This is a genomic window from Streptomyces sp. NBC_00448 (assembly GCF_036014115.1).
GTDB lineage: Bacteria > Actinomycetota > Actinomycetes > Streptomycetales > Streptomycetaceae > Actinacidiphila.
Genome location: NZ_CP107913.1, coordinates 1551047 through 1564876, shown reverse-complemented (window position 1 = coordinate 1564876; position 13830 = coordinate 1551047). Strand labels below are relative to the sequence as shown.

11 protein-coding genes are annotated in these 13830 nt (G+C 71.7%); 9 read left to right on the top strand and 2 right to left on the bottom strand.

The genetic code is table 11. From position 1 onward, the window contains the following. Nucleotides 1-102: 102 nt before the first annotated feature. From OG370_RS06565 to OG370_RS06545, 5 genes are all read left to right on the top strand, one after another. Nucleotides 103-663, top strand: a complete 561-nt coding sequence (locus tag OG370_RS06565; RefSeq protein ID WP_328461549.1) for an adenine phosphoribosyltransferase — start codon at nt 103-105, stop codon at nt 661-663. 219 nt (nt 664-882) lie between these two features. Then, nucleotides 883-3480, top strand: a complete 2598-nt coding sequence (locus tag OG370_RS06560; RefSeq protein WP_443060624.1) for a RelA/SpoT family protein — start codon at nt 883-885, stop codon at nt 3478-3480. A 61-nt stretch (nt 3481-3541) separates the two neighbouring features. After that, nucleotides 3542-4969 carry a serine/threonine-protein kinase gene (locus OG370_RS06555; RefSeq protein WP_328461547.1) on the top strand — a complete coding sequence of 476 codons (1428 nt, stop codon included), beginning with the start codon at nt 3542-3544 and terminating at the stop codon, nt 4967-4969. Beyond that, on the top strand, nt 4962-5627 hold the full coding sequence (locus OG370_RS06550) for an effector-associated constant component EACC1 (RefSeq protein WP_328461545.1): 666 nt from the start codon (nt 4962-4964) through the stop codon (nt 5625-5627). Before OG370_RS06555 ends, OG370_RS06550 begins: the two co-directional genes overlap by 8 nt. Then, on the top strand, nt 5611-6747 hold the full coding sequence (locus OG370_RS06545) for a caspase family protein (RefSeq protein WP_328461543.1): 1137 nt from the start codon (nt 5611-5613) through the stop codon (nt 6745-6747). The genes OG370_RS06550 and OG370_RS06545 overlap by 17 nt, the downstream gene beginning before the upstream one ends. 191 nt (nt 6748-6938) lie before the next feature. On the opposite strand, the gene OG370_RS06540 is transcribed toward OG370_RS06545, so the two are convergent. Both OG370_RS06540 and OG370_RS06535 read right to left on the bottom strand, forming a co-directional pair. Beyond that, complete coding sequence (locus OG370_RS06540; RefSeq protein ID WP_328461541.1) at nt 6939-8168, bottom strand: DUF349 domain-containing protein; 1230 nt, start codon at nt 8166-8168, stop codon at nt 6939-6941. 217 nt (nt 8169-8385) lie between these two features. Further along, nucleotides 8386-9240: a peptidylprolyl isomerase gene (locus OG370_RS06535; RefSeq protein ID WP_328461539.1), complete on the bottom strand. Its 855-nt coding sequence runs from the start codon at nt 9238-9240 to the stop codon at nt 8386-8388. Nucleotides 9241-9504: 264 nt separating this feature from the next. On the opposite strand from OG370_RS06535, the gene OG370_RS06530 reads away from it, so the two are divergent. The 4 genes from OG370_RS06530 to OG370_RS06515 all read left to right on the top strand — a co-directional run bounded on the left by OG370_RS06530 (nt 9505) and on the right by OG370_RS06515 (nt 13704). Then, nucleotides 9505-10218, top strand: coding sequence for an MBL fold metallo-hydrolase (locus tag OG370_RS06530; protein WP_328461537.1), 714 nt, complete (start codon nt 9505-9507; stop codon nt 10216-10218). Nucleotides 10219-10229: 11 nt separating this feature from the next. Continuing rightward, nucleotides 10230-11492, top strand: coding sequence for a histidine--tRNA ligase (gene hisS, locus OG370_RS06525; protein ID WP_328461535.1), 1263 nt, complete (start codon nt 10230-10232; stop codon nt 11490-11492). 101 nt (nt 11493-11593) lie between these two features. After that, nucleotides 11594-12253, top strand: coding sequence for a vitamin K epoxide reductase family protein (locus OG370_RS06520; protein ID WP_328461533.1), 660 nt, complete (start codon nt 11594-11596; stop codon nt 12251-12253). Nucleotides 12254-12351: 98 nt separating this feature from the next. After that, nucleotides 12352-13704 (top strand): replication-associated recombination protein A, encoded by a 1353-nt coding sequence (locus OG370_RS06515; RefSeq protein ID WP_328461531.1) that lies wholly within the window; start codon nt 12352-12354, stop codon nt 13702-13704. Nucleotides 13705-13830 lie beyond the last annotated feature (126 nt).

Genomic DNA, 13830 nt, shown 5'->3' with positions numbered 1-13830 from the left:
TCACCGGGCGGCGGCGGGCGTTTTCACGTCCTCGTACCGCCCGGCGCCCGGACGGCGGGCCCGCGCGCTCCTCGTACCGGACCCCGTACCGAAAGAAGCACCATGACCACGACGGAAGCCGCCTCCTCCGAGCTGCGGGACCTGCTGCTGTCCCGGATTCGCGACGTGCCGGACTATCCGCAGCCCGGGGTGATGTTCAAGGACATCACGCCGCTGCTCGCCGACCCGGTGGCGTTCAACGCCCTCGTGGACGCGCTCGCCGGGCTGTGCAGCCGGCACGCGGCCACCAAGGTCGTCGGCCTGGAGGCGAGAGGCTTCATCCTGGCCGCGCCCGCCGCCGCCCGCGCCCGGCTCGGCTTCGTACCGGTCCGCAAGGCGGGCAAGCTGCCCGGCCCGACCCTCGCGCAGGGCTACGCGCTGGAGTACGGCACCGCCGAGATCGAGGTGCACACCGACGCCTTCGGCCCCGGCGACCGGGTGATCGTGATCGACGACGTGCTCGCCACCGGTGGCACCGCCGAGGCCGCGCTCGACCTGATCGGCCGCACCGGCGCGAGCGTCGTCGGCCTGGCGGTGCTGCTGGAGCTGGCCGTGCTCGGTGGCCGGGAGCGGCTCGCCCCGGCGCTGAAGGGCGTGCCGCTCGACGCGCTCGTGGTGGTCTGAGTCCGTAACGGGGCCGCCGGAGCCGCTGGGGCGCCGAGCGGCGGGCCGGGCCACCCTGGCGGCCCCAGGGGGCGTACACCGGCGCGCACCGGTGTACGCCCGCGCTCCGCGCCTTCCGGGGCCCGCGGAGGTCCGGCCGGGGCCGCCTTGCCCCTGGCGGGCCGCCCGCCGGGCGCCGCCGCTCGTTACCATGGGACTTCCACCGCGTGAGGAGTGCCGTTGCCAGACCAGGCCCAGCCGCTCAACGCCGCTGACGGGACCGCCCAGGGGAGGGGTCCGGCCGACGGCGGGGAGGGCACGCCCGCGCCTGTCACGCCGGCGCCCGCGTCCGCCTCCTCGTCCGCGGGCCCACCTCCGTCCGCGCCCCGGTCCGCGCCCGCGCCCGACACGGCGGAGACGGCGCAGCCGGAGAGCGACAGGGAGCGTGACGGGGAGCGCGACGGCGCCACACTCGCGCCCAAGCCCGCCCCGGCCGCCATCCGGCCGGTCCGCACCCCCGGGAGCGTCGCGCCGACCCGCCCCGGTCCGTCCTCCAGCCGGGTCCGCGCCCGGCTCGCCCGGCTCGGCGTGCAGCGCTCCAGCGCGTACAACCCGGTGCTCGAACCGCTGCTGCGGGTCGTGCGGGGCAACGACCCCAAGGGCGACAGCGCGCAACTGCGGCAGATCGAGGCCGCCTACCAGGTCGCCGAGCGCTGGCACCGCGGCCAGAAGCGCAAGAGCGGCGACCCGTACATCACCCACCCGCTGGCGGTCACCACCATCCTCGCCGAGCTGGGCATGGACCCCGCCACCTTGATGGCCGGGCTGCTGCACGACACCGTCGAGGACACCGAGTACGGCCTGGAGCAGTTGCGCCGCGACTTCGGCGACCGGGTCGCCCTGCTCGTCGACGGCGTCACCAAGCTGGACAAGGTCAAGTTCGGCGAGGCCGCGCAGGCCGAGACGGTCCGCAAGATGGTCGTCGCGATGGCCAAGGACCCCCGGGTCCTGGTCATCAAGCTCGCCGACCGGCTGCACAACATGCGCACCATGCGCTATCTGAAGCGGGAGAAGCAGGAGAAGAAGGCCCGCGAGACGCTGGAGATCTACGCCCCGCTCGCCCACCGGCTGGGCATGAACACCATCAAGTGGGAGCTGGAGGACCTCGCCTTCGCGATCCTCTACCCGAAGATGTACGACGAGATCGTCCGCCTCGTCGCCGAGCGCGCTCCCAAGCGCGACGAGTACCTCGCCGTGGTCACCGACCAGGTCCAGCAGGACCTGCGCGCGGCCCGGATCAAGGCCACCGTCACCGGCCGGCCGAAGCACTACTACAGCGTCTACCAGAAGATGATCGTTCGCGGCCGGGACTTCGCGGAGATCTACGACCTGGTCGGCATCCGGGTGCTGGTCGACACCGTCAGGGACTGCTACGCGGCACTCGGCACCATTCACGCGCGATGGAACCCGGTCCCCGGCCGGTTCAAGGACTACATCGCGATGCCGAAGTTCAACATGTACCAGTCGCTGCACACCACCGTGATCGGCCCCAGCGGCAAGCCCGTCGAGCTGCAGATCCGCACCTTCGACATGCACCGCCGCGCCGAGTACGGCATCGCCGCGCACTGGAAGTACAAGCAGGAAGCGGTGGCCGGCGCCTCCAAGGTGCGTACCGACAGCCCGCGTTCGGACAAGAAGGACGACGCTGTCAACGACATGGCGTGGCTGCGCCAGTTGCTCGACTGGCAGAAGGAGACCGAGGACCCGGGCGAGTTCCTGGAGTCGCTGCGGTTCGACCTGTCGCAGAGCGAGGTCTTCGTCTTCACCCCCAAGGGTGACGTGATAGCGCTGCCGGCCGGCGCCACCCCGGTCGACTTCGCCTACGCGGTGCACACCGAGGTCGGCCACCGCACCATCGGTGCCCGCGTCAACGGGCGGTTGGTGCCGCTGGAGTCCACCCTCGACAACGGCGACACCGTGGAGGTGTTCACCTCCAAGGCGTCCGGTGCCGGGCCGTCCCAGGACTGGCTGGGCTTCGTCAAGTCGCCCCGGGCCCGCAACAAGATCCGCGCCTGGTTCTCCAAGGAGCGCCGCGAGGAGGCGGTCGAGCAGGGCAAGGAAGCCATCGCCCGCGCGATGCGCAAGCAGAACCTGCCGATCCAGCGGGTGCTCACCGGCGACTCGCTGGTCACCCTCGCCCACGAGATGCGCTACCCCGACATCTCCGCGCTGTACGCGGCGATCGGCGAGGGGCACATCACCGCGCAGTCCGTAGTGCAGAAGCTGGTCGACGCGCTCGGCGGGGAGGACGGCGCCACCGAGGACATCGCCGAGATCACCACGCCCACCCAGGGCCGTACGAAGCGGCGGAAGAACGCCGACCCGGGCGTCATCGTCAAGGGCGAGAGCGATGTGTGGGTGAAGCTCTCCCGCTGCTGCACCCCCGTGCCGGGCGATCCGATCATCGGCTTCGTCACCCGGGGCAACGGCGTCTCGGTGCACCGCGCCGACTGCGTCAACGTCGACTCGCTCTCCCAGCAGCCCGAGCGGATCATCGACGTCGAGTGGGCGCCCACCCAGTCCTCGGTCTTCCTGGTCGCCATCCAGGTCGAGGCGCTGGACCGGGCCCGGCTGCTCTCCGACGTCACACGCGTGCTGTCCGACCAGCACGTCAACATCCTGTCGGCGGCGGTGCAGACGTCGCGCGACCGGGTGGCGATCTCCCGGTTCACCTTCGAGATGGGCGACCCGAAGCACCTCGGCCACGTCCTGAAGGCCGTCCGCGGTGTCGAGGGCGTCTACGACGTCTACCGGGTGACCTCCGGCCGGCAGCGGTAGCCCCGCCCGGCGGCATAGGATCGTCCTCATCGTGGGCCATGTCGGGGACGGGGAGGCGGGGATGGCGACGGCAGGGGGCGGCGTACTCGGCGACCGCTACCGGTTACTCCGGCCGCTCGGGGCAGGCGGCACCAGCCGCGTCTACGAGGCGGAGGACCTGACGCTGGGCCGCCGGGTGGCGGTCAAGGTCCTCGCCGCCGGCGGACTGAACGCCGATCCCGTCGTCTTCGAGCGCTTCCGGCGCGAGGCCGAGACGCTGGCCAGGATCAGCTCCGCCTCGGTGGTCCGGGTCCAGGACGCCGGCGCGGACTCCGGGGGCACCCCCTTCCTGGTGATGGAACTCCTCGACGGCGTCGAGCTGTTGACCCTCGTCGAGCGCGAGGGAGCGCTGCCCGTCGAGGTGGTCGAGACCGTCGCGGTGAGCATCTGCAGGGGCCTCGAAGCAGTCCACGAGGCAGGTGTGGTGCACCGCGACGTCAAACCGTCGAATGTGATGGTCACCCGGTCCGGCCGGGTCGTGCTCCATGATTTCGGGCTGTCCCGGGTCCTCGACAACACCCCGCTCACCGGGGTCGGCGACGTCGTGGGCACCCCGCGGCACCTGCCGCCGGAGACCATGCGCGGCGCCTCGCCCCGGCCCACCGCCGACCTGTACGGGCTGGGCACCTGCATGTACACGATGCTCACCGGGCGGGAGCCGTTCACCGACGAGGAAGAGGTCGCGGGCATCGTCTTCCAGGTCGTGGACGTCGGGGTGCCGCGGCTCGCGGGCACACCCGGCATACCCGAGCGACTGGCCGCGCTCGTGGACGCGCTGACCGAGCGGGACGTTGTTCGACGGCCTGCGAGCGCGGCCGAGGTGCTGGACGCGCTTCCGCTCGGCTCCGCACCGGAGACCACGCAGCTGGTACGGGACATGGTCGCCAGGTGCGTACGGGACCAGGCGGTGGCCAGCGTTCACCAGGTCGCGCCCGCGCTCGTACCGGACGGGTTCACCGTGCCGGACGTGCCGGACGTTCCTGAATCGCCGGCAGCGCCTGACGCGGTGGGCGCGCCTGACGCGGCGGCCGCACCGGCCGAGACCCCCGAGTATCTGGGTAACCCGCAGGTCACCCTCGGGGGGCCGCGGTCCACCGCCGAGCAGGAGGCCGCGCAGTGGCCCACGACGGGAGCTTCCGACCGGCTCGCGCTCAGCGGTACCACCCAGCAGATGGTGATGAGCGGCATGACGGAGCCGAAGGCGACGTCCCGGCTGCGCGAGGCCGTCACCCTCGTGCACCGCGGCGACCTTCAGGAGGCGGTGCGCATTCTCGGCACGCTCGCCCGGGTCTGCCCGACCTCCCTCGGCCGCGACCACCCCACGACGCTGGCCGCCCAGTTCTGGCAGGCGATGTGCCTGTCCCGGCTGGGCGCGGGCGGAGAGGCCGTGGCGCTGTTCTCCGCGGTGAGCGAGCGATGCGAAGCGGAAAGGGGCACCGGACGTGGTTGAGATCGATGTGAGGACGGCCGGCGACCCGGGGGACAGCGCGGAGGACGACCTGCGCTCCCTGCTGCGCTGGGTGCGCGCCGACGAGAACCTGGCAGGCCGCGCGGACGGCCGGGTCCGCGACGGCACGCCGCCCCAACCCGGCAGGATGGGCGGCGCCTTCGACATCCTGCAACTCTCCATCGGTTCCGGCCTGTCCGCCGGGGCTCTGTTGGTCTCCCTCCTCCAGTGGCGTGACGCCCGGCATCGGCCGCCGGCCATCACGCTGCGGCGGGGCCGGATGACGGTGGAGATTCCGGCGACGCCGGAGGTCGACGCGGCGACGCTCGCCCGCGCCGTCGAACTCCTGACGGCGGAGCGTCCCGACGGGGCGGAGGCACGAGGACCGGTTCCGGCGGATCAGATGGCGATCGCGGCCGCCGCCCCTCCACCACCGCCCATGCCCTCGACACCTCCGAGAATCCCCGCGCCTCCGGCTCCGTCCCCGCCTCCGTCCCCGCCTCCGCCTCCGTTCCCGTCCCCGCCGTCTGCCGCTCCCGTGCCTGCGCCTGCGCCCGCTCCCGCGTCTTCCCTTGCCGCGCACACCCCGGCGCCCCGCCCGGACGAGAACATCCCCGCCCGCCTCACGGAAGAGCCGGAAGGTGATGGAACGCCTTCCTGACCCGATGGCCTCGCGTGCCGTGCTCATCGGCACCGCCGCCTACCTCCAGTTGGAGCAGTTGCCCGCGGTCAACGCCAACCTGCGCGACCTCGCACAGGCACTGGGCGATCCGATGCTGTGGGGCCTGCCCGACCCGCACTGCCTGGTGGTCACCGACCCGCAGGACTCCTCGGCGCTGCTCGACCCGGTGCACCGCGCCGGGGACGAGGCCGCCGACACGCTGCTGGTGTACTACGCGGGCCACGGCCTGCGGGACGCGGAATCCGCGGACCTGTACCTCGCCCTGTCCGGGTCGCGGGCCAACACCGGCTACACCGCCGTCGCCTACCAGCATCTGCGCACGGCCGTACGCCAGTCCCGGGCCCGCCGCAAGATCATCGTCCTCGACTGCTGCTTCAGCGGCCGCGCCGCGCGGGCCCTGGACGGCGGCATCGCCGACGAGACCGCGGTGGACGGCGCCTACGTGCTCGCGGCCTCGCCCCGGGACCGGGTGGCACTGGCGCCCGACGGCGAGAGGTACACCGCCTTCACCGGCGAACTCCTGGACATCATGCGCCTGGGCATCGACGACGGCCCCGAACTCATCGACCTGGAGACGATCTACCAGCTGCTGGACGTGCGGCTGCGGGCCAAGAACCGCCCGCGTCCGCAGCGCCACCAGGAGAACAACACCGGCCGCCTGCCGCTGGTCCGCAACCGCGCCGCCGCCACCGAACCCGTCCCCGCGGGACCGGTGCTGCGCGAGGAGGTGCGGGCGGCCATGCTCGCCGCCGGGCTCAACCTCGCCCGCCTGCTGCGGTCCGTGGGCCGCAGCAGGGACGCGCTGCCGGTGCTGCGGCTCGCGTTGCAGGAAGGCGCGCCCGGCACCGGGGCGAACAACTTCGCCGTCCAGCTCGAACTGGCGGAACTGCTCGCCGACACCGGGCGGAGCCGGGAGGCCGTCGAGGTGCTGGAGCAGGCGTTCATGGAGACCCACAAGTCGTTCGGGCCCGAGGCGGTCCAGGTCTGCCGGCGCCTCGCCGACCTGCTCCAGGAGTCCGGCAACCACATCCAGGCATGCGAGGTGCTCAAGCACGCCCTGGACCTGACCGAACTCGGCCCCGGCGAACGCGGGCGGTAGCCCGCCGGCCGGCAGCGGTAGGCGGCAACGGGACCGCCCGGGCGCCTGGGCTGCCTGGTTGCGGATATGCCCGGACCTCGCGGTTCGCGGACGGTTGCTCGCGCGGTTCCCCGCGCCCCTTGCTGCTGACGGCTCACCCCTGTTGCGGGAGGAGCCGCACCAGCAGAGGCGCGGGGAACCGGTGGGCGGGGTCAGCCCCCGAACTCGCCCATGCCCTTCAGGGCCGCGTCCAGGAGGGCCTGGCGGCCGTCGAGCTCGGCTTGGAGCTTGTCGGCCTTCGCGGAGTTCCCCGCGGCGCGCGCCGTGTCGATCTGGCCGCGCAACTTCTCCACGGCGGACTGGAGTTGGCCGGTCAGGCCGGCGGCACGAGCCCGGACCTCCGGGTTGGTGCGCCGCCACTCGGCTTCCTCCGAGTCCTGCAGCGCCCGCTCCACGGTGTGCATGCGCCCCTCGATCCGCGGCCGGGCGTCGCGCGGCACATGGCCGATCGCCTCCCACCGCTCGTTGATCGAACGGAACGCCGCCCGCGCGGACTTGAGATCGGTTACCGGCAGCAGCTTCTCCGCCTCGGTGACCAACTCCTCCTTGCGGGCGAGGTTGTCCCGCTGCTCGCTGTCCCGCTCGGCGAACACCTCGGAACGGGCGGCGAAGAAGACGTCCTGCGCACCGCGGAACCGGTTCCACAGGTCGTCCTCGGCCTCGCGCTGGGCGCGGCCGGCCGCCTTCCACTCCGTCATCAACTCGCGGTAGCGGGCCGCGGTGGGCCCCCAGTCCGTCGAACCTGACAGCGACTGCGCCTCGGTGACCAGCTTCTCCTTGGTCCGCCGGGCCTCCTCGCGCTGCGCGTCCAGCGACGCGAAGTGCGCCTTGCGCCGCTTGGAGAAGACCGAACGGGCGTGGCTGAAGCGGTGCCACAACTCGTCGTCGGCCTTGCGGTCCAGTCGGGGCAGGCCCTTCCAGGTGTCCACCAGAGCCCGCAGCCGCTCACCCGCGGTGCGCCACTGCTCGCTCTCGGCCAACTCCTCGGCCTCGGCGACCAGTTTCTCCTTGGCGGTCTTCGCCTCCTCGCTCTGCTTCGCCCGGACCGCCCTGCGCTCCTCGCGCCGGGTGTCCACCAGCGCCACCAGCGCGTCCAGCCGGGTGCCCAGCGCCGCCAGGTCGCCGACCGCATGCGCCTCGGTCACCGCGGTACGCAGGTGCTCGATCGCGGCCAGCGCCTCCTTGGGCGCCAGATCGGTGGTCCGCACCCGCCGTTCGAGGAGGCCGATCTCCACGACGAGCCCCTCGTACTTGCGCTCGTAGTAGGCGAGCGCCTCGTCAGGGGAGCCCGCCTGCCACGAACCGACCTCCTTCTCACCGTCGGCCGTACGCACGTACACGGTCCCCGTCTCATCGACGCGGCCCCACGGGTCGCTGCTCACAGCGCCTCCCTCATGTGATGCCCACTTACGTCACCGCCGGCGGGCATCGTCCACAGTGTCTCTCCGGCCGGGCCGCACGCCCTGACCGGTCCCAACGCCAACATAGGCGACCGGCGCCCCGGCTGTCCGCATCCGATGCGCGCCCAATCGCGAATTCGGATACCGATCAGGACTCGGTCCGATCATGGTCAGGTAGCGGTCGCGGCCCGGCCGGGGGTCAGGACTTCTCCACCGTCGCCTTGTTGATCACCACGGTCGCGTTCGGCGCGCCGTCGCCCTGGCCGGTGCTCTCGCCGTCGGCGGCGATCTTGTCGAGCACCTTCAGGCCGGCCTTGGAGATCGTGCCGAACGGGGTGTACTGCGGGGGCAGCGGGCTGTCCTTGTAGACCAGGAAGAACTGGCTGCCGCCGGTGTGCGCCTGGCCGGTGTTGGCCATCGCGACGGTGCCCGCCGGGTACGTGACCGAACCGGAGGTCGCGTCGGCCTTGCCGAACGCCTTCAGGTTCTCGTCGGGGATGGTGTATCCCGGACCGCCGGAGCCCTGGCCGGTCGGGTCGCCGCACTGGAGGACGTAGATCCCGGTGGTGGTCAGCCGGTGGCAGACGGTGTGGTCGAAGAAGCCCTGGTCGGCCAGGAACTTGAACGAGTTGACGGTGTGCGGGGCCTTGGCCGTCTCCAGCGCCATCGAGATGTCGCCGCAGGTGGTCTGGAGGTCGAAGGTGTAGGCGGCGGACTTGTCGATGGACATCGCCGGCTCCTTCTTCCACTGCTTGGTGCCGGGCTTGCCCGCCGCGGCCTTCTTGCAGGGGTCCGGTCCCTTGGGCGCCGCGGAGGTGGTCGGCGCCGCGGACGGGGTCGGGCTGGTCGCAGCCGCGTCGTCCTTCTTCTTGCTGCTGCCGTCGAACGCGCCTGCCGCGTAAGCCCCGCCGAGCGAGGCGACCACCACGGCGACCACCACGGCGATCACCGAGTTGCGCACCCGCGTCTTGCGCTGTGCACTCACCCGGCGCTGCTGCTGGCGCGCGAACTTGTCCCGGGCGAGCTGCCGCCGCCGCTGATCTCTGGTGGTCACTTCGCCGTCTCCGTCGTCTGAGTGTCGGTTGTCCGCCAGGTGCCGCGCACCGACGCTTTGCGTTGTATGTTTCCTGTGCGCCGGCTGTATCCGAGGAGACACAGCCGGTGCCGAAGCTGCCGTATGCGAATGTACGTGCCGCAGATCTTCGCGTCACGCCACACCTGCCGTCCAGTCCGCGCACCGCCCGACAACCGGTTCGCAGCCGCGCCCCGCTCGCCGGTAGGCTCAAGGCAGCCGACCGCGGACGACAGAAGGACGAACGTGCTCATTGCCGGGTTCCCCGCCGGGGCGTGGGGCACGAACTGCTACGTGGTCGCGCCCGCCGCCGGCGAAGAGTGCGTGATCATCGACCCGGGCGTCGACGCGACCCAGGGCGTCGAGGACGTCCTCGCCAAGCACCGGCTCAAGCCCGTGGCCGTCATCCTCAGCCACGGCCACGTCGACCACGTCGCCTCGGTGCTGCCGGTCTGCGGCGCGCACGACGTGCCCGCCTGGCTGCACCCCGCCGACCGCTACATGCTCAGCGAACCGGAGAAGGCGATCGGCATGGCCGTCGGCGCCCCGCTGTTCGCGGATCTGACCGTCGGCGAGCCCGACGACCTCAGGGAACTGACCGACGGCGAGACCCTCGCCCTGGCCGGTCTGGAGTTCGGCGTCGCGCACGCGCCCGGCCATACCAAGGGGTCGGTGACCTACCGGCTGCCCCCGACCACCGACATCCCGTCGGTGTTCTTCTCGGGCGACCTGTTGTTCGCCGGCTCCGTCGGACGCACCGACCTGCCCGGTGGCGACACCGCCGAGCTCTACGAGTCGCTGGCCCGCGTGTGCCTGCCGCTCGACGACTCGACGGTGGTGCTCTCCGGGCACGGCCCCCAGACGACCATCGGCCGCGAACGCGCCACCAACCCCTATCTGGGCAAGGTGGCCGGCGGCCACGGAACCGGCGACGACCCGGCTCCACGACGAGGATTGTGACTGTCACTGCCGTGAGCACGTTCCAGGCCCCCAAGGGCACGTACGACCTTCTGCCGCCCGACTCCGCGGCGTTCCTCGCGGTGCGCGAGGCGATCGCCGCCCCGGCCCGCCGGGCCGGCTACGGATACGTCGAGACCCCCGGCTTCGAGCACGTCGAACTGTTCGCCCGCGGTGTCGGCGAGTCCACCGACATCGTCACCAAGGAGATGTACGCCTTCTCCACCAAGGGCGGGACCGAACTCGCGCTGCGCCCCGAAGGCACCGCGTCGGTGCTGCGCGCCGCTCTCCAGGCCAACCTGCACAAGGCCGGCAACCTGCCGGTGAAGCTCTGGTACTCCGGCTCCTACTACCGCTACGAGCGCCCGCAGGCAGGCCGGTACCGGCACTTCTCGCAGGTCGGCGCCGAGGCGATCGGCGCCGAGGACCCGGCGCTGGACGCCGAGTTGATCATCCTGGCGGTCGACGCGTACCGCTCGCTCGGCCTGCGCGACTTCCGGCTGCTGCTCAACTCGCTCGGCGACAAGGAGTGCCGCCCGGCCTACCGGGCCGCCCTCCAGGACTTCCTGCGCGGCCTCGACCTCGACGACGACACCCGCAAGCGGATCGAGATCAACCCGCTGCGGGTGCTGGACGACAAGCGGGAGGCCGTGCAGCGTCAACTCGCCGGCGCGCCGCTCATCATTGATCACCTGTGCGAGGCGTGCAAGGAGTACCACGAGCAGGTCCGCGACCTGCTGACCGCGGCCGGCGTGACGTACGAGGACGACCCGCGCCTGGTCAGGGGCCTGGACTACTACACCCGCACCACCTTCGAGTTCGTCCACGACGCCCTCGGCTCGCAGTCCGCGGTCGGCGGCGGCGGGCGGTACGACGGCCTGTCCGAGATGATCGGCGGCCCGTCGCTGCCGTCGGTCGGCTGGGCGCTGGGCGTGGACCGCACCGTGCTCGCGCTCAAGGCCGAGGGAGTGGAACTCGCGCTGCCCGCGGCCACCGACGTGTACGCGGTGCCGCTCGGCGAGCAGGCCAGGCGCGCGCTGTTCGCGCTGGTCACGGAGTTGCGGCGGGCCGGGATCGCGGCGGACTTCGCGTTCGGCGGCAAGGGCATCAAGAACGCGATGAAGTCCGCGGACCGCTCCGGTGCCCGTCTCGCGATCGTCGCGGGGGAGCGGGACCTGGCCGAGGGCGTGGTCCAGCTCAAGGACCTCGCCAGCGGCGAGCAGGGCCCGGTCACGCTCGCCGAGGTGGCGGAAACCGTCAAGGAACGGCTGGTTTAAACCGCTCGTCCGTGTACCAGGGCGGCAGACCTTACGCCGTTCTCACCGCCCTGGTGCACAATGTTTGGTGCCCGCCCCACGGACCTGAGAGATCGGCGATCATGACGACTTCCGCGTTGGACGAGACGCGAACGGACGGCGACCGCGAACCGCAGGAACCGGGCGGGATTGCGCCGACGAAGGCATTCACCTGGCTGCTGCTGATCTCCGGCGTGCTCGGCCTGGTCGCGTCCTTCGTCATCACCAACGACAAGTTCGTCCTGCTGCAGAACACCGTCGAGGGCAAGCCCACACACTTCTCGTGCAGCCTGAACCCGGTCATCGCCTGCGGCAGCGTGATGGAGAGCAAGCAGGCGCACGCCTTCGGTTTCCAGAACCCGATCATCGGCCTGGTCGCCTACGGCGTGGTGATCTGCGTCGCCATGGGTGTGCTCGCCGGCGGCCGCGGCTACAAGCCGTGGTTCTGGTACGGCCTGCAGGCCGGCGGCCTGTTCGGCGTCGGCTTCATCAGCTGGCTCCAGTACCAGACGATCTACAACATCCACGCGGTCTGCCTGTGGTGCTGCCTCGCCTGGGTCGTCACCATCCTGATCTTCTGGTACACGGCCGTGCACAACATCAGGCACGGCCTGATCAAGGTGCCGGGCAAGGTCCGCTCGGCCGTGCTGGAGTTCCACTGGGTGGTGCCGGTGGTCTGGTACGCGGTGATCGGCCTGCTGATCCTGACCCACTTCTGGTACTACTGGAAGACCGTCATCTGACCGCCTGACCTGCGACGACGGCGAAACATCCGTCCCCGCGACGGTGCTTCGGCGGCGCGCGGTCGGGGAGTGTCACAGGGGTGGCATACGCTGCACGGGTGGAGCCAGATCTGTTCAGTGCGGCGGCCGAGGAGCGGCGGGAGCGGGACCCGGGCAGCAGCCCGCTCGCGGTGCGGATGCGCCCGCGCACCTTGGAGGAGGTGGTGGGCCAGCAGCACCTGCTGCGCCCGGGCTCACCACTGCGGCGGTTGGTCGGTGACGACGGCACCGGACCCGCGGGCGCCTCCTCGGTGATCCTGTGGGGCCCGCCCGGCACCGGAAAGACCACGCTCGCGTACGTGGTCAGCAAGGCCACCAACAAGCGGTTCGTGGAACTCTCGGCGATCACCGCGGGCGTGAAGGAGGTCCGCGCGGTCATCGAGAGCGCCAAGCGCCAAGCCGGTGGGTACAACCGCGAGACCGTGCTGTTCCTCGACGAGATCCACCGCTTCAGCAAGGCCCAGCAGGACTCGCTGCTGCCCGCCGTGGAGAACCGCTGGGTCACCCTGATCGCGGCGACCACGGAGAACCCGTACTTCTCGGTGATCTCGCCGCTGCTGAGCCGCTCCCTGCTGCTGACCCTCGAATCCCTCACCGACGACGACATCCGCGGGGTGCTGCGCCGCGCGCTCACCGAGGAGCGGGGGCTCGACGGCGCGGTCACCCTTCCGCAGGACGCCGAGGACCACCTGCTGCGGATCGCCGGCGGTGACGCCCGGCGCGCGCTGACCGCCCTGGAGGCAGGCGCCGGCGCCGCCCTCGCCAAGGGCGAGGACACCATCACCCTCGCCACCGTCGAGGAGGCCGTCGACCGCGCCGCGGTGGCCTACGACCGCGACGGCGACCAGCACTACGACGTGGCGAGCGCCCTGATCAAGTCGATCCGCGGCTCCGACGTGGACGCGGCGCTGCACTACCTGGCACGGATGATCGTGGCCGGGGAGGACCCCCGTTTCATCGCCCGCCGGCTGATGATCTCGGCGAGCGAGGACATCGGACTGGCCGACCCGACCGCCCTGCCCACGGCGGTCGCCGCGGCGCAGGCGGTCGCGATGATCGGGTTCCCCGAGGCGTCGCTCATCCTCAGCCACGCCACGATCGCGCTCGCCCTCGCGCCGAAGTCCAACGCGGCGACCACCGCGATCGGGGCGGCCCTGGAGGATGTCCGGGCGGGCAAGGCCGGCCCGGTGCCCATGCATCTGCGGGACGGGCACTACAAGGGCGCGGCCAAGCTCGGCCACGCCCAGGGCTACCTCTACCCGCACGACGTACCCGGCGCGATCGCGGCGCAGCAGTACCTGCCGGACGAGATCGCCGACCGCCGCTACTACGAACCGACCCGCTACGGAGCCGAAGCCCGCGTTGCCGATGTCCTCGACCGCGTCCGGGAACGCCTCTCCGGCGGCAACTGACCCTCCGGGGCGGTCGGTCCGCGTGGTTCCGGGACCTTGTGGTCCGCGGAGGTTGTTCGCGCAGTTCTCCGTGCCCCTGGTGTTGTGCGACTTCTTCCGCGAGAAGAGGGTCGCCAACGAGGGGCG

What these genes read in the sequence shown, in the direction of transcription:
- OG370_RS06565 (WP_328461549.1), top strand. Translation starts at nt 103, where the DNA reads ATGACCACGACGGAAGCCGCCTCCTCCGAGCTGCGGGACCTGCTGCTG.
- OG370_RS06555 (WP_328461547.1), top strand. Translation starts at nt 3,542, where the DNA reads ATGGCGACGGCAGGGGGCGGCGTACTCGGCGACCGCTACCGGTTACTC.
- OG370_RS06545 (WP_328461543.1), top strand. Translation starts at nt 5,611, where the DNA reads ATGGAACGCCTTCCTGACCCGATGGCCTCGCGTGCCGTGCTCATCGGC.
- OG370_RS06520 (WP_328461533.1), top strand. Translation starts at nt 11,594, where the DNA reads ATGACGACTTCCGCGTTGGACGAGACGCGAACGGACGGCGACCGCGAA.